This is a genomic window from Paenibacillus oryzisoli (assembly GCF_050467285.1).
Lineage (GTDB): Bacteria > Bacillota > Bacilli > Paenibacillales > NBRC-103111 > Paenibacillus_E > Paenibacillus_E oryzisoli_A.
The window spans coordinates 161,464-187,555 of sequence record NZ_JBCMUN010000020.1 but is presented as its reverse complement, the minus strand read 5'-3'; the positions used below and the strand labels follow the sequence as shown (position 1 = coordinate 187,555).

Below are 26,092 nucleotides of genomic sequence, written 5' to 3'. Positions count from 1 at the left end.
TTAAGGCGGCTATAGGCTATACATCTAATTATAGCCGCAATGACACCGTTATACCCACATATAAATGCCGTCGGGCTGCAACTCCAGCTCTGCTCTCTCTAGGCTATCCGGATCTGTCTTGGCGATTTCCAGCTTTCCTTGACGAAGCTTCGTCTGCGGATCCACCAGATGCTCGCCTGTGATCAGGTCGAATTCCCAGCCATGCCACGGGCACCTGACGATCTCATTGTCTCGGCCAAGCTTATATTCGTAAACAAGTGAAGGCAGACGCGTCCCAGTTATGACGCCTTTGCAGACCGGCGCTCCGAAATGCGGACAGGCATTGCGCCAGGCGTAATAGTTCCCCTTCACCCTGTAAATGCCATATTCGGCATTTTTGACTTTTACGATTTTACAGGTACCTTCTACAATCTCATCCTGTGCAGCAACCCAAACCTTTTCCATAACCATTTCCTCCTGTATACTAGCCCTTCACTGAGCCAACCAAAGCACCTTTAGCAAAATACTTTTGCAAGAACGGATAAACAATCAAAATTGGTAATGTAGCCACTGTGATCACGGCCATCTTCACCGTCTCCGGAGGAATGGCGGATTCCCCCTCAATCGAGCCTTGCTCGACAAAGCCCGCCTGGGAAACCATGACAATCTGTCTGAGCAGCACCTGGATCGGCCACTTCTCCGTGTCGTTAATGTACAAAATCGCATGCATGTAGGTGTTCCATTGCAGCACGGCATAGAACAACGTCAGGGTCGCGATCGCCGGCAAGGAAAGGGGAATGATGATCCGGAACAGCATCCGCAGATCTCCGCATCCATCCATCTTGGCGGATTCTTCCAGCTCCTCGGGAATGTTCTTGAAAAAATTAATCATGATGATGAGATAGAAGGCAATAATCGCCTTCGGCAGGATCAGCGACCAATACGAATTCAACAATCCGAGCTCCTTCACGACAAGGTAATCCGGAATCATACCGCCCTGGAAAATCATCGTGACGACGATAAGAAACATGAGGACGCGCCGGAAATGAAAGCGCCTTCTGGACAACGGATAAGCAAACAGCGTCGTAAACAATAAGCTGGTCAGCGTGCCGGCAACGGTAATGAAAACCGTAATGCCTAAGCTTTTGGGCAGCGCATTGGTTGTGAAAATATAAGCGTAAGCCTTCAGCGAAAACTCGGTCGGGAAGAGCAGGAACGACCGTGAATTATATTCAGCCACAGATGCGAAGGAACTGGCGATCACATGAATAAACGGCACAACGGTAATGAGCGCGAACAAACTGAGCAAGACGACATTTACGCCATCAAACAAGTAGTTGCCCCAATGCTTACTCTTCATTAGTACAGCCCCTCCTCGCCTGATTTTTTCACGAGCCAGTTGGCCAATACAACGAGGATCAGTCCTACAACGCCTTTAAAAAGGCCGACTGCCGTCGCGTAGCTGAGTTGTCCGTTCACTAAGCCCACCCGATACACATACGTATCGAAGACTTCCCCTACATCGCGCGTCAGCGAGTTGACGATATTGAAGACATGATCAAAGCTTGTTTCCAGAATGTCGCTAATTTTGAGCAAAAGTAAAATCACAATCGTACTGCGAATGCCCGGCAGTGTAATGTGCCATATTTGGCGGAACCGGCCTGCCCCATCCATTTTGGCTGCCTCATACAACTCCGGACTGATAGCCGCGAGCGCCGCCAGATAAATAACCGTCCCCCACCCGCTGTCCCGCCAGATTACTTGCAAAATGTACATGGGTCGGAACATGTCAGGATCCATCATAAGTGAAAACTTTTGGAAGCCCAGCGATGCGATAAAAGATTGAAAGAAGCTTTGCTCAGATTCGAAAATTACAAAAAACATAGCGACAACAACGACCCACGACATAAAATGCGGGATATAGACGAGCGTTTGAAGCCAGCGCTTGAACCACTCCCGGCGCAATTCATTCAGCATTAAGGACAAAATGATCGGTGCCGGAAAGGCGAACACCAATTGATAGAGCGACAGCATCAACGTATTGCGAAGCAGCATGAAGAAATCAGGATCCGTGAATAGGCGATGAAAATGCTTCAATCCTACCCATTCGCTTCCGAAGAACCCCGTGAAGGGCTGAAAATTCTGAAAGGCGATAATGACGCCGCCCATCGGCCAATATTTAAACAAGATAAAAAAGAGAATTCCCGGCAAGGCCATGATATACAGCCAGCGATCACGCCTTATGTCTTTGAGTATTGTTAATCGGGTTCCGGATGCCTTCACCGATAGTCCCCCCTCACTTCACATTTTTTACTTATGCAGACCATATAAATCCGCCGCATTGTCACCTTGAATTTTCAGTCGAAGCGCTTTGGGAAAAGCGGACAGCACCATCTTGGGGTGATCGAAATCCCAGTGCGGGTAATCGCTGGAATACAGGATCCGATCCTCCATTTTGCACATTTGAATGATTTGTACGAGATGCGCCGGCTCGTCCGGCTCCTCAATCGGCTGTGTCGTTACATAGACATGCTGCCGAATGTATTCCGAAGGGAGCTTTGTCAGCCAGGGGGTCGTATCCCGCAAGGCTTTGTAATTTTTGTCCATACGCCACATCAGATGCGGCAACCAAGCAATACCGCCTTCGATCGCAACGATCTTTAAGCCGGGATATTTCTCGAAAACACCCTCGCACACCAAGCTGTTTACATGTGCCATATAATTGGTCGGGAGAATATTATGCCACTCCATATAGCGGGATGGATACCCGGATGGTGTTGGCGCTCCCGCCATTCCGCGTCCTTCCGTCCCCGGGTGAATGGCGACCGGCAGTCCCATCTTCTCGGCCGCTTCATATATCGGATGAAAGAACCGATGGCCATATAATCGCGTGCTGCCGCTGCACATGATGACTTGAATCAGATCCGGATGTCCGCCGACCCGCATAATTTCCTTTGCCGCGTACTGGGGATCCGAATGGTTAATCACCATCGCGCCTTTATAGCGCTCATCTTTCGACAGCCATTCATCAATTAAATAGTCGTTATAGGCCGATATGACCGCATTCCCATAATCAATATCGGGATTGAGCGACATTTCCAGCACATTCTGCCCTGTGAGAATGACATAATCAAAGCCATAGCGTTCGATGTGGTCCTTCACCAGGAAGTCCGGGTCGCTGCCAGAGTGGCCTCCGCGATCAGGCACAGCATCTCTTCTTAATACGCCTACTGGCGAGAAATACGGTTGTCCTACGCCGCTCCCACCGCCAATCCACTGCTTATGCCATGGCTTATCTAAATAAGGAAGCAAATCCTGCGGGTGCCTGATCCCATTGTGCACATCCGTATCAATGAGCATCAGCTTTGTCTTTTCATTTATCTCGTTGCGATTCATCTGATTCACCTTTCTTCGTTGTGGTTGTCGCTTGCTTGCTATTTATCTTAGCGTCTCGTGCACTTACCGCCTATAATCAATACCTGACAGTCCTCGAACGCAGGCCGCACGCGGGTTTGGAGACGTAAATAATCCTTATCTTCACATGGAGAATCATTATATGACTATTTGAGCTGAGCCCCCGTTTCCACTGTTTCCATAGGCACATTCGTAACCTCCGGCGAATCCATTGTTCAACTACAAAAAAGCCGTTCCGAAAGTCAACTTACAACTTTCAAAACAGCTCATCTTGCCAGCCTTTATCCGAGGGATTTCAGCCAACTTTTAAATTGAAATTTTGCAAAAATTTACACATGGTTGCAAAATCAAGGGGTTTGCTAATAAAATAACCCTGAATTTCATCGCATCCTAACGCTCTTAACAAATTAAAATGCTCTTCCGTCTCTATCCCTTCCGCAACGACCTTAAGCTGCAAATGATGTCCTAGATCAATAATGGCCTTGGAGATGGTCCTGTCATAATCAACAACAGTCATTTCATTAATAAACGACTTATCGATTTTTATCGTATGAAGCGGGTAACGGCGCAAATAACTGAGTGATGAATAGCCAGTGCCAAAGTCGTCGACTGAAATTTTCACACCAAGATCCAAGAGCATCATTAGCGTTTCTGCGGCTTTGCCTTGTGACATGGTTGTGCTCTCTGTGATTTCCAACTCAATGTCTTCCGCTCGAATCTGGGCCTCCGACAAAATCCTCGAGATGACCTCCAAGAATGGATCCTGCTCCAATTGCAGAACGGATACATTCACGGTAACAATTAAATCCGGGTATCCGCATTGCTTCAACTTTATGATGTCAGCGCAAGCTTGGCAAAGCACCCAATTGCCTAAAGGTATAATAATCCCTGACGTTTCGGCAATGGGGATAAATTCCGAAGGAGAAATCCACCCCATTTCAGGATGCTTCCATCGAAGCAGGGCTTCCACCTTGACGACTTGTAACGACTGCGCGTCTACAATCGGTTGATAGAATACATGAAATTCGTTGTTGACCATAGCCGATGCCAACTGAGTTTCCAATATAATTTTACGCTCAAGATCTTCCATCATTCGATTCGAGTAAGCACTCAGCTGGTTTCTTCCCGATTCTTTGGATTTAATCATAGCGATGTCCGCATATTTCACCAATTCTTCGGGAGTACTCCCATCGTCCGGGTATATACTGATTCCGATGCTGGCCGTTGTATGAAATTGCCGCCCTTTTATTGTATAGGAAGAAGCTAATGCGGTATGAATCTGATTTGCTTTTAAATAAGCCGCTTCTTTCCCAGAAATTTTTGTCAACAGCACAGTAAACTCGTCCCCGCCTAATCGCGAGACCGTATTTTCCGGCTCCAATCCCTCTTGAAGCCGAGAGGCGATCACTTTAAGAAGCTCATCCCCACAATCATGGCCCCAGGTGTCATTCACCCATTTAAATCGATCGAGATCTATGAACAAAAGGGCAAGTGGCACTTCTTGCTCTTTGGCCACTCTGATAGCGCTTTCTAAGCGATTAAAAAAATGGGCTCTATTCGGCAAAAGGGTTAATGGATCGTAAATCGCTTGCTTCTCCAATAAATTTCTGGAACCTTCAAGGGAAGACATCATGGTATTAAATTCTTTCTCCAATTGCGCAAACTCATCAGAGCCCTGACTGTTAATCCGCAATGTAAAATCTTGTTTTTGCGTGATAGAACGGAAGTTATTGACCAGACCTTTCATTCTCTTCAGGATCATCCGATCGATAACAATCATAATACCTGCGGAAATTAAAAGAACAATAAGGATCAGTACAAGCGCATACAGCTTTACAGCGGCTTGGCCTGGATTGTATACATTCCGTATTTTCTCTGAGGATAGAACAAGATAAGGGTTCCCAAAAACATCCTTTAATAACGAATGGACAACAACTTTTTCATTTGAAATCGTATCCATCCAGATGATGGGTGCTCCATCCGCATTTTCGTGGAATTCCGGAATGTGCAAATCTTTCGCTAATTGGAATGTAAATGGAGAATGGTTTAAAATCGTCAAACGTTCAATTTCCATCGCATCTAAAAGACGGCCGACAACCAAAGCACCTTGTATAGGTCCTTCCATCGTGCTTTTAATAACGGGAAGTGAAACTACAAACATAGGTCCCTCACTGGTTGCGATAATCCCTGTTTTACTCTGAAATTCTCCATTGAAATGAATTAAGGTTCCACCGTTGGCCAGTACAGAATCGATCATGCCTGCTGGGGGCTTGGTCTGCTGTCCTGCTGCTACATCATAATAACGATCGTAACCCACCTGCCCATTTGTTCCGAACAGCGCAGCAAAGTGAATCGTGTTCGTCTGAAAGAATGCATCGTTGAATTTATTTTGTATGTAAGGATCATCTTCTATTGGCGCAGACTTCATGATTTTTTTCATAAAATCGTATATCGCGTTGGATGCCGAATAGTCGATCATATTTGTTTTCATATTTTCCGTTTCATGTTCCACGGTTAATATCATATTTTTCATATCCGCATTGAGAGCTCGTTCATCCAATTGAGCAAAACGTTTCAGCAAAATCCGGTCTAATGAAAAATAAGTACAACCAAGTCCAAAAAGAACAATCATACCGATAAAAATCAATACTTTCTTGCGTAAAGTCATAACTTTATCCCCCAATGACCCGTTGATCCTCTAAGTTGGCTTGTAAAATCCGTTCATCTAGTATCATAAAGGTTATCTTTTGTTACTTTTTTATAGGCAGTCCAGATATATTTTCCATCCGTTAGCTCATATCCGCCTATATTTTCTTTGGTTGGTGTTTGTTTATTAGCAAGAACCTGTGCCAAATTAAATAGCGCCTTCCCTTGATTCTTCGCATCATTTAATACCGTTCCGAGCAAGGTGCCCTCCTCCAGCGCTTTGATCGCATCGGGTGTCGCATCGACGCCAACAACCGGTATATATTTATTTTCTTTAAAATATCCACATAATCTGAGGGCCTCAATCGCACCTAATGCCATCTCGTCATTATTTGAAAAAACGGCCTCGATCCGGTCACCATGCGTTGACAGGAAAGCAGCCATCTTCTCACGCCCCTTATCTCGGTCCCATCCAGCAGTATCCTCAGCCAACTTCTCGACTTTAATGCCTTCATCTTCCACTGCTTTGACCGCGTATTTCGTGCGAATCTCAGCGTCCTGGTGACCAGGCTGTCCTTTTAACATGACGTATTGCATCGTACCGTCTTTATTCTTGTCCGCTTCCGGATGATTTTTAAAATAGTCGGCCATAATCTCACCAGCCATTGCACCGGATTGTTCGGCTTTGGCACCTACATAGTAAATTCGATTCCATTTCTTCATATCGTCCGGCAGTGGTTCCCTATTAAAAAAGACAACGGGTACATCTGCACGCTTGGCTTTATCGATAATAATACTCGTCGCAGTCCGATCCACAGGGTTAACGACCAAAGCATCGATCTTTTTATTAATGTAATCTTCAATATTCTTATTTTGGATCTGTTGTGAGTTTTGACTGTCCTTAAAGTAGACGGTTGCTTGGTTCTCTGCCACTCCAGCGAAGAACTTCTGCACTTGAGAAATATACGCATCACCTAAATTGTAAACTAAAAAGCCGATTTTCTTGGAAGCCCCGTTGGAAGCGCCTCCAATTTGCGCCCCTTCCGAGTGATCTATTGGACTGCAGCTTGCAGCGGCTGTCGAAAGTCCTGCGATGAGAAGGCCAATTACCCTTTTATTCATGCTGTTACCACCTTCATGGTTAATCTCGCTGTGTGTGTACTTCGACAACTTTTTTAGAGATTCCTCCCCAAGAAGGCCTATATCATAAATTAAAAATTAGACTTAAGGCCTATATGGGCGAGTTACCTAACGCCGGATATTTCGATTACAACAAAAAAAGGCCGCCCGGGAATTGTTCATGTCCCCGAACAGCCTTCAATTCACAATCAGAATACTCTCCTTGCCGTAACAAAACGTTTTTTCCATGTGTCGTCGAACGCTTCAAAGTGGACTCCCTGCTCTTTCGAGTACGTATGAAGAATGCGCCCGTCCCCCGCATAGATACCCACATGCCCAATGTCGAGTCCACGAGCCCGGAAGAATAGCAGATCGCCCTTGCGCAGTTCATCCAGTGGCACTTCTTTTCCTTTTAAAGCTTGATCGTATGAAGTTCGCGGGAGAGCGATCGACAACACTTCCTTGAACACATACTGAACAAAAGAAGAGCAGTCGAACGTTTGCGTTTGACCGGATGCTGCTCCGAACTCGTAAGGCGTTCCCAGAAATTTTGCCCCGAACGCGAGCAAGTCATCCCCCTGCTTATCCGCTGAAGCATAATCCGTATATTGGGACGAGGCGGATAGAAATCCGATGACCTTGTCCTTCGTCTGAACCTCCAGCCAGTTAGCATCGACTTCCCGGATCACGTGGATGCTCTCATTCTTAGGAATCATGCGCAGAATGAGAGAGCTCGTATTCGGAGCGTCACGCAGATTCACGCCGTATTCGATCTGGGTCTCATACTCGTCAGCCGTGGAAATCGTAATCGAATGCGCATAGTCATGCCATTGGACGAGATTTCCAAGTGTTTCACTCATGATGCGAAGCGGTACCATCGTCGTACCGTCGATGATTTTACCCGCAATCGGCATTTCGATCAGGTCCTTATTTTTATAAGCGGTCTGATCTCCAACACGGTAGGTCAAGACGATATCATTTTTCGAAGCTGTCACCGTTCCCGTATTCGCATCCCACGAAACCTCGGCCCCCTCCGCTTCAAAAATAGTACGGAGAGGCACAAGGCTGTAACCATCCTCGATGATGGGAGGCGTTTCAAAACTCAACAAGTGACCATCCAGAAACACAGACGGTGCAGTGTCTGCATCCGCATACGCATGTGCAGCAGGGAGCATCCCTATAGAAAGCAATAGCAACGCTGCTCCTGCATATAAACGACTTTTTATATTCATCGCAAAAGACTCCTTGGCTCACTATAGTAGTATATAGACGCTTCTCACCACAAGTTAGTTGCCAGGAATCAACTGGTAAATGAAGGAAAGGGAACCCACTTGTTTCCTACTTCAAATCCTCAATCGACTCAATCGTCATATAACTCGGCACGACAAGCCCCAGCTTCGTCCCGTTCAGATTGGGACCCAGATCCTCGAACTTCCCTTTATACTTCTCCAAATAATCCTGATGCGTCGTCGGCAGCCAGGCGGCCACCATCGCATCCGCACTGCCATCGGCGATGCCCGCCCACATTGGGCCCGCTTCTACCTGCAGCATCTCTACGGTGTAGCCCAGCTTCTGCTCCAGCACCGTCTTCACGACGTTCGTGCTCGCAATCTCCGAGTCCCACGCGACGTAGGCCAGCTTCAGCTTCTTGCCTTTGTCCTGGGCCAGATCCTTCACCCAGCCGTCGACTTTGGCCGCATTGTCCTTCACCCACGCCGCAGCCGCCTCTTCCGGCTTCTTACCGTCCGCAACCGCGGACATCACGACAGCCATCTCCTCCGGCGTCCATTCGAAGCGGTCCAGCATCGCATAGGCCGACGGCGCGTCTTTGCTGAGCCCAGTACGCACAACCGTATGAATCTGCTCGTCTTGACCGTACACACCTTTCGGATCGCTTAAATATTTCAGATCATATTTGGCGAACATCCAGTGCGGTGTCCAGCCCGTGACAATGATCGGCTTTTTGTCCTTGTACGCCTTGTCGAGCGCCGCTGTCATCGCTGCACTGGAGCCTTCCACCAGCTTCCAGTCCTTGAGGTCATAGTCCTTAAGCGCTTGCGCGGTCTGCTTCATCAAGCCCGCACCGGGATCGATGCCGATGATTTCGTGCTTCACTTGATCGCCCACACTGGCATCCGAAGCAGCCTCCTTCGAGCATCCTGCCAGCACCGATAATGAGATCAGACTAACCGCCATCAATGTTTTAACCATATGTTTACGCATTCTCATGCACTCCTTTTTCTTTTCAAAATGTATTGCGTCATGCGATCCAGCAAAATCGCCAGCACGACAATCGAAAGCCCGGCTTCGAACCCTTCGCCTGTTTTAATTTGCGTCACGGCCCGGTACACGTCGGCCCCGATGCCCTGCGCACCGATCATCGACGCGATGACCACCATGGACAGCGACAGCATGATCGTCTGGTTAATGCCCGCCATCATGGAAGGCATCGCCAGCGGAAGCTGCAGTTTAAACAGCTTTTGCGAAGGCTTGGAGCCAAACGCATCCGCCGCTTCCACCAAATCCGCAGGCACCTGCCGGATGCCCAGATTGGTTAGCCGGATGGTCGGCGGGACAGCGAAGATCACCGAGGCGATGACGCCGGGAACGACGCCCAGGCCGAAGAACGTAACCGCCGGGATCAGGTACACAAATGCGGGCATCGTCTGCATGAAGTCCAGTAACGGAGTCAGCACGCTGCGGACGCGATTGCTTTGGGCACACCAGACGCCCAGCGGAATGCCGATGATGATTGAAATTAACGCTGAGGTCAGTACAAGCGCGAGCGTATCCATCGTATGATCCCAGAAGCCAAGATTATGTATAAGCAGCTGCCCGACAGCGGCAAACAGCGCAAACGCCCATTTTCCTAAGTAATAGGCTAATGCCGTGACCAAGAGAATCAATAAAAAGTCCGGTATAAAATGGAAGAAAGAAGAAAATCCATGAACTGTGCCTTCAATGCAAGTGGATACGACATCGAATAGACCCGACAAACCGCTCTCGAGCATATCTACGAAAGCTTCCACCCATTCATCCAGCGGTATTTTGGGAAACATGCTCGCTCACCTCCTCCGGATTGGCCGGCTGCCCGGCAAGCGCTCCGAGTACGGCTCCCCGCACGATCACGCCGATAATGCGGCGGTTGGCATCCACGACGCCGACGGGGTATTTCGCTTGGCTGCACACCTCGAACAATTCATGAAGCAGCTGCTCAGGCTCAACCGTCGGCACCTCGCGAATCACGATCTGCTCCAGCGATTGCCCCGCTTTCACCGCCTCGGAAGCGTCCTCTGCCGTAATGACGCCGATGAGCTTTTTCCCTCGGTCTACGACAAACAGGTTGGAAATGCCGCTTTCGCGCATCAACTGCAGCGCCACCCTCGGGCCCCTGTCGACGGCGATGGTTTCGGGCCTGCGCATCACGGACGATGCGGTCAGCACCTTGGACAGGTCGACATCCTCGACGAATCTTTCTACATATTCATTCGCGGGATTCATCATAATCTCTTCCGGCTTGCCGATCTGCACGATGCTCCCATCTTTCATGAGTGCAATGCGGTCGCCGATACGAAGCGCTTCGTCCAGGTCGTGCGTAATGAATACGATCGTTTTTTTCATTTTCTCCTGCAGATCAAGCAGTTCATCCTGCATATCCTTGCGAATCAGCGGATCAAGCGCACTAAACGCCTCATCCATTAGCAAAATGTCGGGATCATTGGCAAGCGCTCTGGCGAGCCCTACACGCTGCTGCATGCCCCCGCTCAATTGAGAAGGCGGACTGTCCGCCCATTGCTCAAGACCGACCAGACCTAACGCTTGCAGCGCTTTCGAACGCCGCTCTGTCTTGGCCATGCCTTGAACCTCAAGGCCGTACTCTACATTCTGAATGACGGTTCTGTGGGGAAATAAAGCGAATTTCTGAAAAACCATGGAAATCGACTGTCTCCTGACCTGCCGCAGCTCTTCCTCATTCATCTCCACGATATTGCGGTCATGAATGCGGATGCTTCCCTGCGTCGGCTCGATCAGCCGGTTCAGCAGCCGGACCAGCGTAGATTTTCCACTGCCCGAAAGCCCCATGATCACAAAAATTTCCCCGGGCTGTACGGAAAAGCTGACTTCGTTGACCCCTACGGTATGCTTGGTCTCTTTGTAGATCTGTTCCTTCGTAACCTTGTCTGCAAGCAGCGGCAGAACAGATTTGGGATCGGAACCGAAGATCTTCGTTACCCCCTGCACATCAATGATGGCCATACGCTCACTCCTTTCTGTATGTGTTCATTCCCGCTTTCCTTATCTAGTGTAAAGAAACTCTTCGCGATATGTCAACACTAAATACCGTTTAATCCGTTTGTACAGAAAAAACTGTATAAAATAAACGTTTTCCTTCATAACCCTGCTCCTTCCTATAGCAAGGCCATCTTTACATTCGTTCAATTGTTTCTTACAATAGCGATGTAACTATAAAGGCAGGGTGAATACGTCAATGGAACAAGCCAATTCGATCAGCGCAGAACAGGAACTGATCCTTCAAAATGCCCGGAAACGCGTCATCGCTTCTATCGGCAAAAATATGGATTTATACGGGATCACCCAGTCGATCGGCCATCTCTACGGCATGCTTTTCTTCCAGAATAAGCCCATGACACTCGATGAAATGGGAGAAGCCATGGAAATGAGCAAAACCAGCATGAGCACAGGTGTGCGTACGCTGGTCGATTTGAAAATGGTCAATAAAGTATGGGAAAAAGGGGCGCGTAAAGATCTGTATGAGGTTGAAATGGACTGGTTCCAGACCTTTTCCGATTTCTTCTCGTTAAAATGGCGCAAAGCCTTGGAAATTAATTTGAGCGCGCTGCGCAAATCCAAGTCAGAGCTGTCGCAATTGCTCCAGCCAGGCTCTGAGGATTCGCAGCTGCATGCGGTTGTTCAGGTCGATTTGGCCAAAATTGACGAGGCGATCCGTTATTATATGTGGTTGGACCGCCTGATCGATTCTTTCGAATCCGGCGATATTTTCAACTATGTGCCGAAAGATGTGCCGCCGCAGGGCTAAGCAGCTCGTTTAGAAACGCGGCGAATCCGGCAGCTCGTTAACCGACACGACATCCGCGCTTTTTTTGCTCGGCTTCTCCCACATCTCCTCGCTGCCCGGCAAATCATCGAACCACGCGGCGTCCTTCGGACAGTCCAGCATCATAAACTTGCCGTAATGGTCATCTCGGGACTGATGATATTTCAAATACGCCTTGCCGTCTTCAATTGCCAAAATTTCAATTTTGCCCGACGTATGGCTCATCGATAAACGTACGCGTTTGCCGAGGCCCGATGTGCGGGCTTTTGCCTGCTCCACGATCCGGTACACCTGCTCGAGCGGCAGCACGAAATCCCGATTCCCCGCGACAGGGCGGTTCACAAAGAAATAATAAGGCGTGACGCCCGCCCAAGACAGCTTGTCGAGCAGCTCGGCTAGTACAGCCGGATCGTCGTTGATGCCTCTTAGCACCGGCGTCTGGTTCACCACAATCGCGCCGGCGCGGTGCAGCGCCTCGAAAGCGCGCTTGGCTTCCTTCGTAATTTCCCGCGGATGGTTGATGTGCGCCATCACATAGATCCGCTTCTCCACCGTTGAAAATGCTTTAATCAGCTCCAGCAAGCCCTCGTCCTCATAAATCCGCATGGGATTGAATACCGGAATTTTCGAGCCAAACCGAATAATCTTCACATGTTCGATACTCCGCAGCCGTTCAATGATCGTTCTCAGCTTCGGTGTCGCCAGGATTAAGCTGTCTCCGCCCGTCAAGAGTACATTGTTGATTTCCGGATGGCGTTCAATGTAATCTAGCCCTGGCGCCACATCGGTCATCGCTTCCTTCACATCGTGGCGAAACAATCGTTTGCGGAAGCAATAGCGGCAATACGCGCCGCATACCTCCGAAACCAGCAGCAAAGCGGTTGTACGGTACTTATGCTGGCAGCCAGGTACGACATAATTCGTATCTTCATCGGACGCATCCCATCTGCCGTATTCCAACAGCTCGCCTTCATTCGGAATAATCAGCTTGCGGATCGGATCCTCCGGATCGTTCCAATCGATGAGATTCAAGTAATAATCATTCACACGAAATACGAACTTTTCCGTAATGACTTTCAGCCTTCTGCGTTCGTCTTCCGGAATCGCCGTAATTTTATCAATATCGGTCATGTATTTCGGTTGTGCCATAGATGATCCTCCTCGAATAAATGATGATAAGTCCTTCGATAGAGCTAAAATGTCCCTCCTCCCGCAGTAAGTTAGATGGGTGATCGCCGCAAACAAAAATAGACCCGTACGGGAGACCGACCACAACTTACGTTGCGGCCAGACTCCAAAACGGGCCTGCGTGTATAGACACAGCTAACCCGTTCCACGGGTCATTTGTGCAATGTTATGCTGAGTAAAAGTTCGACCCATCCACTGCTGACGAGGTTAGCTGACGGGCTCGGGAAAGATGGTTCCCTACATCACTGATTCGCCCCAAAAAATGGTTCCCCCGCTTTCCGGATCTGCTCGATACCGGAAATTAAGCGTAGCTCTATCTTACACAACATGGTGGGGTTCGTCAAACTTGCGGCCTCCCCCGACGGCATTATATTGACGAACATGCGCAATCAGCTCGTCCAGCTTCACCCAGGAAATGCCAATCTTCTGATCCGCAGCGCCATAGGCCATAATCAGTTCGCCTTCCACTACGATGCCTGCCGTCGTAAACAGGCATGGGGTCGGATAATCCGAAGGCATCTCCCAATCCTGATGGGCATACATCAGCCGGTCCGGACAGCGGTGCACCACCTCCGGGAAGTCGTCTTCACGCTCCTGCACGATCATAAACGACTGCGTGTAGCCAAAGTGAACGTCTTTCTTGCCGTGGTAAGCGACCAGCCATTGGCCTTCACCAATCGCAATGGGCGGCCAGCTCGCGCCGACTCGATTCGCTTCCCAATCAAACACGCGAGTCGCCAACAGGCGATGCGTTGCTTTCGGAGAAGCAAAGTCCTCAATTCGCTCTGCTGCAGCCAAATAAATAGAAGGACCTATCGCTTCCCCGCCAGGAAAAGGCTTTGAATTCATCGGGCGATGGAGCATCACATATTGCTCTTTTCCTTCAATTTTCATTTTCTCGGGAAACAGAAACACATCGCGATTATCGCTGATATGGCCTTCCGTCAAGGGACCGATATAAGCGAATGCTTCCTCGTACAGCCCCTGCTTCAGCCTGTCAAGATTCAACTTGAAAAGAACAGTCACGGTATCGTTCGTTCTGCATGTCTCGTAGAAGGGCCCCTCTCCCTCATGAACCCATTCCGGCACATAATCGTATCTGGTGTTAATCGGCGGATCCTGATCAATCATCCAATACGGTCCCGGCGGAAACAGGCGGCAAGCCACAGACATGTACAGTTCTCCCTCAACTGGAAAAATTCGCGGATCTTCAATACAACCGTTCGCATAATTCAGAACACGATTCCCGTGAATGTCCGTTATGTACATTTCCTGTTTCTCCCACCCCAGGGCAGGTGCCAGCGCCGGCCGGGAGAAATCAGCTTCCCAGGTTGCGCCGTTGTCATCGCTATAGGCATAACCAAGGAAAATAGGGTAAGGCGGCAATTTGCCTTCCCGCTGCTTCTGCGGCCACGGACCTGTCGCCCGAAAAAGCATATGAAGACGCGGGCCAGCCGGATCCTGAACGATCGCCGGGTTCAGAACCATTTTGTTCGCCCAATCGCACCCTTCCAGCGGCACCAAAGCTGGTTGAGGCGAGTATCGAAATTGAGGAATTGTCATGCTTATTGCTCCTTTATCCTTATAGTCGGCAAGTTCCTTTTTTTATCTTACGGGAGAGATGCCTTATAATAAAAGAGACATCCAGGACGTCTATTTAAAGTTACGTCTGATTTGTTATAGCACTATATTTTAGGATCTCTTAAAGGAGATGTTACCCGTGACGAGCAGTGTCCGTTATACCCATCTCAATATCACACTTTCTCTAGGTCTGTTGGATATTAACGTTCTTTACATCACTTACGAGCCTTCTGCGCCTGGTTGGACGTACCCTAATCACTGCCACAGCTCCTACGAAATGCATTTTATTCCGAATGGATTAGGTACTTTGCAGGCCGAAGGCCGGCACTTCAACATTGTGCCTGGCGTGTTCTACTTGACGGGACCTGGTATATATCACGAACAGCAGGCAGATTTGCATGACCCGATGTCGGAGTATTGTATCAATTTTGAAATCAAGGCGGTTCGCAAACGCTCTTCGCGTAAAGGGGAGATGGATCTAGGGGAGGAAACCCGCGAATTTCTGACAGCACTGCGGGAGCATCCATTTTGGTTCGGTGAGGATGCCCGCGCCTGCATCCCTTTGTTCGAGATGTTATTCACCGAGTTTAAAAATGAACTGATTGGGCACTACACCGCTGCTCGCAGCCTTATTTCTTTAATTATTGTGAATGCGATTCGGAGCCTGCTGAGCGGACAAAAATCGCGACAGCATATTCCGACCAAAATACTCGACGATTCCCGGCGTCATTTGACTGACGAATACTTTAACGCCCCTCACCTGAGCAAATCACCTGTGGAGCTTGCTAAGCTGCTTCGGATTAGTACCCGACAAGTCGATCGTGTGCTGAAACAGTACTACAGGCTCTCTTTTAAAGATAAAAGAAGGCAAAGCTGTCTTGACCAAGCGAAGGTCTTGCTTCGCACAACCGAGTTAACCATTCAGTATATTGCCGAATTGTTCGGATTTACGCCCAGCTATTTCTCCAAGACATTCCGGGCCTCTTTCGGCATCACACCGTTGCAATATCGGAGCGGCGATGGCGATAAACGGAAATTGTTAAAATCCTAAAGTTGTGTTATGATACAAAAAGACCAATCATCCTACGTTTGAGGAGGACTAAAACATTGCTACAGAAAACAACACGCCTTTCACTAGCCGAGCAAGCGTCCATGCAGATCGAACAGCTGATCGAAACTGGCGCATGGCCCGTCGGCATGAAGATTCCAGCTGAGCCTGAACTGATGGAGGAGCTGCAAGTTAGCCGCAATACACTGAGAGAAGCCATGCGTGCATTAACGCATGCCGGACTGTTAAAGACGAGGCAAGGAGACGGCACCTACGTATGTGCATCGAGCGCGCTTGGGCCTGTTTTAAAAAAGAAAGTCCAACAGACAGACGCCTTGCAAACGCTGGAGGTCCGCCATGCCCTCGAACGGGAAGCAGCGCTTTTGGCGGCAGCCCGCCGAACGGCGGAGGATTTGAACGACATTCGGCAATGTTTAGCATCCTGCAAACAAGCCGCGCAACAGCAAGACTACACCGTTTATGCGCAATCAGATACGGCTTTTCACCGCTCCATAATTACCGCTGCGCATAATCCGTTGCTCTCCGAGCTTTACGACCATATTATCGAAGGCGTGTCCGAATCGATCATAGACGTCGCTGAAGTTTGCAGCGCCGCCTATTTTTTGCAAAACCACGAAATGCTTTTGGACGCGATTGAACGGCACGACGAAACTCTGGCGGCTGAAGCCGTACGCATTTACATCGAACAATCGAAACACCATTTTCAGCAGCAAAAGGATGAACAATCATGAGTACCTCACAATCTCTTGCCTACGCCAAAGACAGCATGAACATCACGAACAGAAGATGGTTGATTGTCCTTGGCATCATGCTGGTCGCCGCTAATCAGCGGGCTCCGATTACCTCAGTTGGGCCGTTGATTAGCGATATCCGGGCATCCACCGGAATTTCCAATACCGTCGCCGGCATGCTGACTACGGTACCTTTACTTGCTTTTGCCCTGTTGTCACCTTTCGCGGCAAGGCTGGCGCGGCGCTTCAGCACGGAAAGGGTGATCTTTACTGCGCTCATCGTTTTACTGCTCGGTACATGCTGCCGCTCGCTCAACGGCGCCGGACAATTATTTGCCGGCACGATACTCATTGGACTTGCGATATCCGTCTGCAACGTGCTGATTCCGAGCCTCGTGAAACGAGACTTTGCCAAGCAAGTGGGATTAATGACAGGCGTGTATTCCGTTTCAATGAATTTATGCGGAGCCCTGGCATCCGGCATTAGCATTCCCCTTGCGCGGGGCACCGGCCTCGGTTGGCAAGGCGCTCTCGCTTGCTGGAGCCTGTTGACGGTCCTGGCGATCATCTTCTGGTCTCCTCGACTGCGCGGGACGGGACTGGAAGCAGCGACAACCTCCTCTGCCGCAGCCCGCAAGAAGCCAAATTTATGGCGTTCCGGGCTCGCTTGGCAGGTCACAGCCTTTATGGGCCTGCAATCTTTAATCTTTTATATGCTGGCGGCCTGGCTGCCCGAAATCTTGGTCAGCCGCGGAATGTCGCAGGGCGCGGGCGGCTGGATGCTATCCCTTTTGCAGCTATCCATGCTGCCTTTCACCCTGATCGTGCCGATCTTAGCTGGGCGCATGCGCAACCAGAAACCCCTGGTCCTGCTAACCGTTATTCTGTATATCATTGGCATTGGTGGCTTATTTATCAACAGCAACGCGCTCGTTCCATTGTGGGCGGTCATTATCGGCATTGCGGGCGCTTTTTCGTTCACGCTGGCCATGATTTTCTTCAGCCTGCGCACGCGAACAGCTCATGAAGCGGCGGAACTGTCCGGAATGGCTCAGACGGTCGGCTACATTATGGCCGCGATTGGCCCGATGCTGTTTGGCTGGCTGCACGACATGACTCATGGCTGGGATTTGCCGCTCATGCTGCTTATTGTTGCAAGTGTGTTCATCTTTATATTTGGGGTGGGTGCGGCTCGCGATCGGTTTGTGGATTCCGTATAAAAAATCCCGATGTACCCAGGCTTTGGGTCGCATCGGGATTTTTTTCTGTCGCGTAAAGGTAATTACAGCAAGTTACTCCGCTTGCATTGACCAACTCACCTCGGTACTCGTAGGTACCGACGCCGCGTCCGTTAATCGCACTCACCGTGCTTTAATTTGTTATACTCCTCATCTGTTACGGGTTCCAACCATTCGGGTTTACCGGCAGTGATTGCGATGTGCTCGAACCAGCTGTCCTTTGCGGCGCCGTGCCAATGTTTTACACCATCATGAGTGACAATCACATCACCGGCTTTTAAGAATTGAGCAGGCTTGCCTTCTTCTTGATACCAGCCTTCGCCGCCGGTTACTAATAAAAGTTGAAATCCACCGCGGTGAATGTGCCAGTTATTCCTGCATCCTGGTTCAAAGGTCACATTCCCAACACCAACATTCACGTTAGGATCAGCAACTAATGTTTTCAGATAACTCTGCCCCACAAAATATTGGGCAAATGCTTCATTTTTTTCGCCCACTGGGAAAATCACGCCATTTTGTACTTCTTCATACTTGGCCATGTTGGTTCCTCCGTTTACTTTAATTTCCCTCCCTTTCAAGTGAAAAGGCACACCTGTTTAGGCGTGCCCTTTCATCTTGATAAGGAGGACTTATTCATTCTCCATCGTGCTGATGTCGATGACAAATCGATACCGTACGTCTGATGCTAGTACGCGCTCCCAGGCTTCATCGATCTGCTTGGCGGAAATCACTTCAATCTCGGGAGCGATGCGGTGTTCAGCGCAAAAATCAAGCATTTCCTGCGTTTCGCGAATGCCGCCGATCATCGACCCGGCAAACGAACGGCGATGGCCGATAAGGGAGAATACGTTAACCGACAACGGCTCTGCCGGTGCACCGACGTTGACCAAGGTACCGTCCAGCGTCAGCAGCGAAAGGAAGGCGCTAATGTCGATCTTCGCACTCACGGTATTCACGATAAGATCAAATGAACCCGCCAGCTCCTTAAACGTCTCCGGATCGCTTGTGGCATAATAATGGTCCGCACCAAGCTTCAAACCGTCTTCTTTCTTCTTCAATGACTGTGATAATACCGTTACCTCCGCCCCCATGGCATGAGCAAGCTTCACCGCCATATGTCCAAGCCCGCCAAGTCCAACAACCGCCACCTTCTTGCCAGGGCCTACACCCCAATGGCGCAGGGGCGAGTACGTTGTGATGCCGGCACACAAGAGTGGTGCGGCAGCGTCAAGGTCGATACCGTCAGGAATTCGAACCACGAAATCCTCAGTTACGACGATGTGGGTGGAATAACCGCCTTGCGTATATTGTCCGTACCGATCAATAGCTGCATAAGTGCCCGTATTGCCACTAAGACAATATTGCTCCTCCCCCTTATGGCAGTTCACGCACTCCCCGCAGGAGTCAACCATACAGCCTACTCCTACTCGATCGCCAACGGCATGCTTGGTGACTTGCGAACCAACCTTGGCGACGATTCCGGCAATCTCATGGCCTGGAACAAGCGGATATTGAACCGGCCCCCACTCGCCGCGGGCAGTATGAATATCGGAGTGACAAATACCAGCGTATTTTATCTCAATGAGGACATCATGTGGTTGAAGATCTCTACGCTCGATCGTAGTTAGTCTAAATGGTCCTTCTGGACTGAATGCAGCGCGTGCATGAGCAGTAATCATATATAGCCTCCTGTAATCTCAGTTAAATGAACACTCTATTATTAATCAACACCTGTCTATAATTATAAGTTAAACGAAGATACTATCAATGGTTAAAAGAGAGGAATTCGTTGATTATTAAACAAATGGAGACATATTGACTATTAACTTTTGAGAGGGTTTGAGGTTTTCATTTTGATTATTCTTCCTCAAACAGCCTCTCGCCGCGGTACAAACGCCAAGCAATCTTAGCCGTATGCGGCAGTTCCCGCGCACTTGGGGCATGGGCTGCCAAATATCGGGTACAGGCAAGCAGGCAAGTTTCCTTGGCTTGCTTGGCAAAATCATCCGAACGCTGATCCCAACGATCATATTCGGTGACGGCAGCCTCGTATAGTTGAAATGAGTGAAATTCAGCGTCCTCACGAAGCAAACTCAGGCCCAGCGTGCCTAGCAGAACATGAGGGTCCCGCTGCTCCCCAAGGTATCCGGCTACCCAGCCAGCTGCCTCCTCCACCTGCTGCCTTCGATCCATAAGCTCGAGCAGCTCCTCCGGCGCAAAGCTGCGCCCGCTAACGGGTCTCGGTTTCGGCGCCCGCGGCACATTAAGGAAACGGTCATGATAAAGGGCCATCGCCCCGTAATAGAGCGCCCGAAAGAGAAGCGGTTCCTTGGAACGGCTCAGCCGCTCGTGTACGGCATGAGCGTAAGTAAAGGTATGCAGCACCGCCACCCAATCGCTGAACTCATTTTGAGTGTGAAACCGCACAATTCTCTCAGCCGCGGCCAGACAGATCAATTGAGCCAACCGTTCAGGGGCTGCTCCCCCCAGCAAAAGCCGGGATAATTGATCGATCGTCACTAGCGCATTATCACTAAGCAGTTGTTCCACGAAAGCTTGTTCATTCAGCTGAAAGGATGGCTCCGAAGTTGCAGGCTGTTGCAGCTTCTCGAAAGCATTCTGAAGCGGAGTTACCAGATCAACCGGCGCCTGCCAGTGATGAAGTTCTTCGCTGCGAGTTGGCGATCTGAGGAGCGGAACAAGTGAAGCGAGGATGGGCTCCGTGAGCGAAGCTCCCAAGCTTTCCAGTGCCTCAAATGCTTTATTATGAAAATCGAAGGTATGGCCGCCATCCAAATAAAAGTGGTCCGTCACCGAGATCAGCATCATGTTGGCGAGTTGTTCGGATGAAGAACCATTGGCTATTGCCGTCAGTAATACCTTCTCCGCGCCTTGCGTATCGCGCACTTCGACACAGTTGCGGTACCATGCCATCAGTCTTTCCGTGGAAGCCGGCGAGGAAGGCAGCGCCCCGAGCAGGTGGCGGGGAGCACGTCCTGAGCTGGCTCTAGCTACTTGAACCAAGCCGTGGTATAAGGCGAGAATTTGCCCAGAGGTATCCAGCTTGGGCAGCACATTGCTCATCGCGGTCAAAATGGTTAAACCCGCTCCCCAGCCATTCCCTTGCGACGTACCGAATGTGATGCCGATGCGGACGATTTCATCAACCGGTACTTTCGATTCGACCAGTCCAATCACCGCCTTGGCAATCACGATACCGATGTTCTGCTCAAGGCCTTCCCGCAAACGGCGCTTAAGCTTCTCGGCATTGCCGATGTTCCTAGGTCTTGCGTTGACCCAGACGATCTCATTCTCAACCTTGACGTCGTAAGCGGGAACATCGTCCGCCCAAGGATCCAATGTCCCGCCACTGCAAATATCGAAACGAGCATGGTGCCAGTGACATGTCAGCATGCCATTGCAAACGCTTCCCAAATGAAGCGGAAAACCGAGATGAGGACATCGATTGTCTAACGCTCTGACTTCATCCTCATGGTAAAATACGGCGATACCACCTTTGATAACCTTGGAACTTACTTGCTTCAACTCCTCCAAAGTACCTGCGTGAATCCATTCCTCCATGCTCATAACGTCGCCTTCCTTTCCATATGTACTCTCTTAAGTATATAGCATTGGGTTATCGCTTATCATAGTTGGATTCTGAAACACCATCCCATAAACCTAACCTTATTGATTACTCAACTATTGTCTATTATTATAGAAACGTTAATTATCTATGAAAGCTTGGTGAAGATACGATGGCCAAAGTAGACCGAAGAATTCTTAAATCACAAGAAGCGATGAAAAAAGCTGTTATTGCATTAATGGCTGAAAAAAAATTCGATGACATCACCATTCAGGATATTGCCGACAAGGCCGACATTAACCGCGGCACCATTTATCTGCATTATCAGGACAAATATGATCTATTGGACAAACTCATAGAAGCACACATTAACGAATTAAGAGAGATGGGGGAATGGGCCTGCAAACTGGATTGGAGCAATGCTCTTCTACCCTTTTTCGAATATTTCGAAAAAAATTATGTCTTCTTTTCGACCATGCTAGCGAGCCAAGGGGCCCCATCGTTCAGAAGTCGGCTTTTTGATTATGTGACAGAAGGATTCAAAAATGAGATTGACCGTGAAAGTGGAAGAAATACGGATTTAAGCGAAGACGTTATGCTCCAGTATGCCGGCAACGCTTATGTAGCAGTCATTGAATGGTGGATCCGGAATGGCATGCCATCCCCGCCTCAAGCAATATCCAAACAAGTTGGAGCCCTGTTAGAAAGAAGCCTGTAGCCTATGTAAAACAAGAGCGTCCTGCCGAATTGTCAGGGCGCTCTTAGCGTCGTGAACGGCGAAATTATCTAGCCGGTTGTTGTGCAGGGGGAAACCTGTATCTTCTTACCAATAGGGTCACTGAACTTAATATTAATGAAAGTACTCCCACGATTACGACGTATTGCGTACCCATTCCTGAAATAAATAACCCACCCACGGCCGTCCCCAAGGTTGTCCCTAAATTCGCTGATGTTAAAAACAAGCCATTCGCAAAATCAGGCGCTTCTGGAGCTGCCGACACCATGATATATTGATTGATATTCCCTCCAATACCCGCAAGTATTCCCCAGATGAAAGTAATGATCGCCACTGGAAGGCTAAACGTTCCAAAGAAGAACAGCATGATGTAGACAATCCCCAAAATAAAGGGAAAAGATACGATAAATCTGATGGCACGATTCGTAAGCAGTTTACCAGCGATCACATTTCCGACGATATTGGCTCCACCGTACATGAATAACATGAAACTAATGGTATTGGGAGACATGTTCGTCACGGTTTTCAGATACTCCGCAAGATAACTGTACACGCCAAACACGGCTGAGTTTAATAAAATGACGGCCGCTATGGAAATCCAGGTCATTGTTTTTTTCAATACAGACAATTGAGCCCCGTAAGAAAGTCTTTTCTCAACAGGCATAGATGGTATAAATAAGAATGTAGCGAGGAATACAATAACATTGACACCCGCAAAGAAGACCATCGCCATTTGAAGGGAAGCTGTATTCGCAATAAAACTTGCGATGGGTACCCCGATGACCATACCGGCCGATACGCCAATAAGAATTTTGGAAACTGCTTTTGGCGCTTCTTCCTCATTGACCGAGTCAGCGGCTACAGTGAACGCCAACGAACAATAAACGGGATGAAAAAAAGCTGGTATTACACGCGCAATTAAAGCAATGGTAAAGTTTGAAGCAAAAATGGAGACCACATTGCCCACTACGAAAACGCCAAGTACGAGCAGCATGACCTTCTTCCGATTGATTCCCGAAAACAATAACGGCATGGTTGGACCAGAAACGGCAACAGCGATGGCGAAAAAGCTCACCAACCATCCTGACTGGGAAATACTGATATGATAGTGATCCGCAATGGAAGGCAATATCCCGATGACACCCATTTCGGTATTTAAGATGCCGAAAACGCCAACAGTTAATATAAAAATGAGCAGCTGACTTCGTTTTTGCAAAATTACAGCTCCTTCTTCATAGTACAAAATTGCCCTTAAATAAAAGACATAAATCGTTTAATCAACTCTTGTTTATAATTGTAAACAGAATCCAGGTGCTTGCAATAATCAATTCCTCACGATATGTGGATTAATCAACAACGCCTCCAGAATTGCCGATTATCTAAGAAAGTGACCATATATATCCAAACATAAAACAAAAGGCATCGAATCCTTATATGAACAAGGATTTGATGCCTTTTGTTGGTTTATGCGTAACGGTTGTCTTTGAGGCTAAAATGACACTCAAAGGGGAGGCCGCACGAACAACGCGCTATTTGAAAAACTGTGGCGCGTACGGCCGATTCGCTTCCAACAGCTCCTGCGCCATGCGCCGAATGTCGGTATAGTCCAGATGCTTGCAAGTCGGATCGTTGTATAACGCTTGCAGCGCCAGCTCGTAATTGCCGGTCGACGCCGCTTCATAGATCGTTTCCGAGTTCTCCGCATGCGGCAGCACCATTTGGCGGATTGGTTCCGGCAGCGGTCCTGTGCATACAGGCGTAAAGCCGAGCGAATTGACGACGCCGAGTGTCTCGACGATCGCGCCGAGCGGCAGATTCGGAATTTGCCCTTGATTCGGGATGTTGACGATATCGATGAACGTCTTGCCGAGCGCGACCGCCTCCACGATGTCCGCCGCGGTTTCCCGCGTGCGCTCGTACGTGATCGGTGTCGTCCCCTCGATCATTTGCATCACTTCGTCCTTCCATTTGCGGAGCATGTCGTACCGCTCTTCGATGGTCGTCCGATGGATGCGGTAAGTGTCTAACCGCTCTCCCGTTCCGGTAATGATGTTCGGCAAAAACTCGCACGTGTGCCGATCCCCGAAGTACGGCAAAAAGCCGTAAGTCTCGAACAGCTCACTGGTCAAATATTTATTGGACGAAAACCCGATTTCATCCGAATGCGCCTCGTTGATCAGGTCGATAAACCGTTTATCCGCCCCCAGCTTTTCCTGAAGCAGCGCATAACCATCCTGACCGTTCACCTTGAAATCCAGCATCCAGAAAAAATGGTTGACGCCGCCGAAGCGGACGTTCAGCTCGCTCTCCGATTGGAGCCCGAATACGTCCAGAAGCACCTCGTAGTTCTCGTACAAGCCGTGGCACAAGCCCACGGCTCTTAAATTCGTTTTGGCCGCGAACGCTTTGGTCAGGCAGGCCATCGGGTTCGTGTAATTCAGCACGACGGCGTCGTTTGACAGCCGTGCAATTTTTTCCGCCAGCGCATTGAAGACGGGGACGTTGCGCAGGTTGCGGCTCCAGCCACCGGGGCCGACCGTGTCGCCCACGGTCTGGTAAACGCCGTATTTTTCCGGAATCGCAATATCGTGCCGCATCGCTTCCAGGCCGCCCGTAGAGATGCAAATGATGACGAAGTCGCATCCGGCAAAAGCTTCCTCTTCGCTCATCGTCGCCGTAAACGTATGATCGGTTTTCAATTCCTCGTTCATCCGCTCGCATAGACGCTTAATGTCGCCTGCTCTCTCCAGCTCCCGATCCAGCAGCATAAAATCGATCGCTTTCAAGTCTTCTTTCAGCATAATATCTTTAATGATCCTTGGAGCCCATTGATAGCTTCCGCCGCCGACATAGGCAAGCTTGATCCGTTTATCCATTCCTACCATCTCCTGTGATTCTATTACTTATTGGGGTTAACATGACTGAGCAGCCACGCATATACGTCTTCTCTGCGATATACTTCCGTCCAACAGTCATGCTCGGCGTCGGGATATACCGTGTACTTCGCCGGATTACCGAGCGCTTTCAATGCCCGCACCATTTCATCCGTATACAAAATCGGAACGACCGTGTCCTTTGCGCCGTGAAACGTCCAGATCGGTTTGTCCAGCAAGTTGTTCAGCCGCCAGGACATGCCACCGCCGCAAACCGGCATAATGGCCGCGAACACATCCGGATGCTCCATAGCGATTTCCCAGGTGCCGAATCCGCCCATGCTTAGTCCGGTCAAATATATGCGCTGCGCATCTACGCTGTATTGCTGCCGAATGTCACCGATAAGGGACATGACCAGCTCTTTTTGCATGATCCAAACCGTATCCTCCGAACATTGCGGAGCTAACAAAATAAAGGGAAACGATCTCCCCGCTGCCGCTTCCTTCGGAGGCCCGTGCAGCTCCAGCACCGCGGAGTCAGCACCTCTCTGGCCTGCGCCGTGAAGGAAAACGACCAAGGGCCACGACTGATCCGCGTCATCTTCATAACCGTCTGGCAAATAAATTCTATAATGGACTTCGCGCTCTTGCGAAATCACCTTTCGTTCGTTAATTTCAATCGTTTTCATGCCTGACACGTGCGGCTAGCCCCCTTTTGACAAAAATGCACTTTCATATTACCTCCGGTTGTACCGTTATTGAATGAAATAATCTAAGATTTCATTAAAATTTCTATCCTTTTGCAAGCACAAGCCGCTTCAAGTTTCCCCGAAGCGGCTTGTGGATGGCAAATGG

The 26,092-nt window shown here is 49.3% G+C and carries 23 protein-coding genes, 1 pseudogene and 1 riboswitch; of the genes and pseudogenes, 5 read left to right on the top strand and 19 right to left on the bottom strand.

Annotated features, from left to right (window positions below; translation table 11 throughout):
- Positions 1–48: 48 nt before the first annotated feature.
- The 11 genes and pseudogenes from ABE504_RS28395 to ABE504_RS28345 form a co-directional block, all read right to left on the bottom strand.
- Complete coding sequence (locus tag ABE504_RS28395) at positions 49–444, bottom strand: Rieske (2Fe-2S) protein (RefSeq protein WP_430095345.1); 396 nt, start codon at positions 442–444, stop codon at positions 49–51.
- A 19-nt stretch (positions 445–463) separates the two neighbouring features.
- A complete protein-coding gene (locus tag ABE504_RS28390; RefSeq protein WP_430095343.1) occupies positions 464–1,339 on the bottom strand; it encodes a carbohydrate ABC transporter permease in 876 nt (291 codons plus the stop codon).
- On the bottom strand, positions 1,339–2,262 hold the full coding sequence (locus ABE504_RS28385) for an ABC transporter permease (RefSeq protein WP_430095341.1): 924 nt from the start codon (positions 2,260–2,262) through the stop codon (positions 1,339–1,341). The genes ABE504_RS28390 and ABE504_RS28385 overlap by 1 nt, the downstream gene beginning before the upstream one ends.
- A 27-nt stretch (positions 2,263–2,289) precedes the next feature.
- On the bottom strand, positions 2,290–3,375 hold the full coding sequence (locus tag ABE504_RS28380; RefSeq protein ID WP_430095339.1) for an amidohydrolase family protein: 1,086 nt from the start codon (positions 3,373–3,375) through the stop codon (positions 2,290–2,292).
- Positions 3,376–3,451: 76 nt separating this feature from the next.
- Positions 3,452–3,616 (bottom strand): annotated as a pseudogene (locus ABE504_RS28375) (group II intron reverse transcriptase/maturase); the annotation flags it as partial.
- Positions 3,617–3,688: 72 nt separating this feature from the next.
- A complete protein-coding gene (locus ABE504_RS28370) occupies positions 3,689–6,061 on the bottom strand; it encodes an EAL domain-containing protein (RefSeq protein WP_430095337.1) in 2,373 nt (790 codons plus the stop codon).
- A gap of 53 nt (positions 6,062–6,114) precedes the next feature.
- Positions 6,115–7,161 carry a galactose ABC transporter substrate-binding protein gene (locus ABE504_RS28365; RefSeq protein WP_430095335.1) on the bottom strand — a complete coding sequence of 349 codons (1,047 nt, stop codon included), beginning with the start codon at positions 7,159–7,161 and terminating at the stop codon, positions 6,115–6,117.
- Between the two features lie 206 nt (positions 7,162–7,367).
- Positions 7,368–8,390: a stalk domain-containing protein gene (locus ABE504_RS28360; RefSeq protein WP_430095333.1), complete on the bottom strand. Its 1,023-nt coding sequence runs from the start codon at positions 8,388–8,390 to the stop codon at positions 7,368–7,370.
- A gap of 106 nt (positions 8,391–8,496) precedes the next feature.
- Positions 8,497–9,381 carry a glycine betaine ABC transporter substrate-binding protein gene (locus ABE504_RS28355; protein ID WP_430095331.1) on the bottom strand — a complete coding sequence of 295 codons (885 nt, stop codon included), beginning with the start codon at positions 9,379–9,381 and terminating at the stop codon, positions 8,497–8,499.
- Positions 9,382–9,383: 2 nt separating this feature from the next.
- On the bottom strand, positions 9,384–10,217 hold the full coding sequence (locus ABE504_RS28350) for an ABC transporter permease (protein WP_430095329.1): 834 nt from the start codon (positions 10,215–10,217) through the stop codon (positions 9,384–9,386).
- Entirely contained in the window at positions 10,192–11,415 is a 1,224-nt protein-coding gene (locus ABE504_RS28345) for a quaternary amine ABC transporter ATP-binding protein (RefSeq protein WP_430095327.1), read from the bottom strand. The genes ABE504_RS28350 and ABE504_RS28345 overlap by 26 nt, the downstream gene beginning before the upstream one ends.
- Before the next feature lie 232 nt (positions 11,416–11,647).
- Between ABE504_RS28345 and ABE504_RS28340 the strand changes: the two genes are divergently transcribed.
- Positions 11,648–12,217: a GbsR/MarR family transcriptional regulator gene (locus ABE504_RS28340; protein WP_430095325.1), complete on the top strand. Its 570-nt coding sequence runs from the start codon at positions 11,648–11,650 to the stop codon at positions 12,215–12,217.
- A gap of 9 nt (positions 12,218–12,226) precedes the next feature.
- Here ABE504_RS28340 and ABE504_RS28335 read toward each other — a convergent pair whose 3' ends face one another.
- Together ABE504_RS28335 and ABE504_RS28330 are read right to left on the bottom strand one after the other, a co-directional pair.
- Positions 12,227–13,384, bottom strand: coding sequence for a KamA family radical SAM protein (locus tag ABE504_RS28335; RefSeq protein WP_430095323.1), 1,158 nt, complete (start codon positions 13,382–13,384; stop codon positions 12,227–12,229).
- 219 nt (positions 13,385–13,603) lie between these two features.
- A riboswitch (cyclic di-AMP (ydaO/yuaA leader) is annotated at positions 13,604–13,741 on the bottom strand.
- A complete protein-coding gene (locus tag ABE504_RS28330) occupies positions 13,742–14,986 on the bottom strand; it encodes a hypothetical protein (RefSeq protein WP_430095321.1) in 1,245 nt (414 codons plus the stop codon). It lies immediately after the preceding riboswitch.
- A 157-nt stretch (positions 14,987–15,143) separates the two neighbouring features.
- Between ABE504_RS28330 and ABE504_RS28325 the strand changes: the two genes are divergently transcribed.
- The 3 genes from ABE504_RS28325 to ABE504_RS28315 are packed head-to-tail and all read left to right on the top strand — an operon-like array spanning position 15,144 to position 18,024.
- The gene (locus tag ABE504_RS28325; RefSeq protein ID WP_430095319.1) at positions 15,144–16,055 is read left to right on the top strand and encodes an AraC family transcriptional regulator; all 912 of its coding nucleotides are present in this window, start codon (positions 15,144–15,146) and stop codon (positions 16,053–16,055) included.
- Positions 16,056–16,111: 56 nt separating this feature from the next.
- Positions 16,112–16,804: a FadR/GntR family transcriptional regulator gene (locus ABE504_RS28320; protein WP_430095317.1), complete on the top strand. Its 693-nt coding sequence runs from the start codon at positions 16,112–16,114 to the stop codon at positions 16,802–16,804.
- A 35-nt stretch (positions 16,805–16,839) separates the two neighbouring features.
- Entirely contained in the window at positions 16,840–18,024 is a 1,185-nt protein-coding gene (locus ABE504_RS28315; RefSeq protein ID WP_430095461.1) for a CynX/NimT family MFS transporter, read from the top strand.
- A gap of 131 nt (positions 18,025–18,155) precedes the next feature.
- Here the strand turns inward: ABE504_RS28315 and ABE504_RS28310 are convergent, their stop codons facing one another.
- The 3 genes from ABE504_RS28310 to ABE504_RS28300 all read right to left on the bottom strand — a co-directional run bounded on the left by ABE504_RS28310 (position 18,156) and on the right by ABE504_RS28300 (position 21,630).
- Positions 18,156–18,581 (bottom strand): cupin domain-containing protein, encoded by a 426-nt coding sequence (locus tag ABE504_RS28310; protein ID WP_430095315.1) that lies wholly within the window; start codon positions 18,579–18,581, stop codon positions 18,156–18,158.
- 90 nt (positions 18,582–18,671) lie between these two features.
- The gene (locus tag ABE504_RS28305) at positions 18,672–19,721 is read right to left on the bottom strand and encodes an NAD(P)-dependent alcohol dehydrogenase (protein WP_430095313.1); all 1,050 of its coding nucleotides are present in this window, start codon (positions 19,719–19,721) and stop codon (positions 18,672–18,674) included.
- A 178-nt stretch (positions 19,722–19,899) separates the two neighbouring features.
- A complete protein-coding gene (locus ABE504_RS28300) occupies positions 19,900–21,630 on the bottom strand; it encodes a Rieske (2Fe-2S) protein (protein ID WP_430095311.1) in 1,731 nt (576 codons plus the stop codon).
- Between the two features lie 170 nt (positions 21,631–21,800).
- Here ABE504_RS28300 and ABE504_RS28295 point away from each other — a divergent pair, with 170 nt between their 5' ends.
- Positions 21,801–22,346, top strand: a complete 546-nt coding sequence (locus tag ABE504_RS28295) for a TetR/AcrR family transcriptional regulator (RefSeq protein WP_430095309.1) — start codon at positions 21,801–21,803, stop codon at positions 22,344–22,346.
- A 64-nt stretch (positions 22,347–22,410) separates the two neighbouring features.
- On the opposite strand, the gene ABE504_RS28290 is transcribed toward ABE504_RS28295, so the two are convergent.
- From ABE504_RS28290 to ABE504_RS28280, 3 genes are all read right to left on the bottom strand, one after another.
- On the bottom strand, positions 22,411–23,580 hold the full coding sequence (locus ABE504_RS28290; protein WP_430095307.1) for an MFS transporter: 1,170 nt from the start codon (positions 23,578–23,580) through the stop codon (positions 22,411–22,413).
- Positions 23,581–23,893: 313 nt separating this feature from the next.
- Positions 23,894–25,240: a hypothetical protein gene (locus ABE504_RS28285; protein WP_430095305.1), complete on the bottom strand. Its 1,347-nt coding sequence runs from the start codon at positions 25,238–25,240 to the stop codon at positions 23,894–23,896.
- 23 nt (positions 25,241–25,263) lie between these two features.
- Positions 25,264–25,926, bottom strand: coding sequence for a prolyl oligopeptidase family serine peptidase (locus ABE504_RS28280; protein WP_430095459.1), 663 nt, complete (start codon positions 25,924–25,926; stop codon positions 25,264–25,266).
- Between the last annotated feature and the right edge of the window lie 166 nt (positions 25,927–26,092).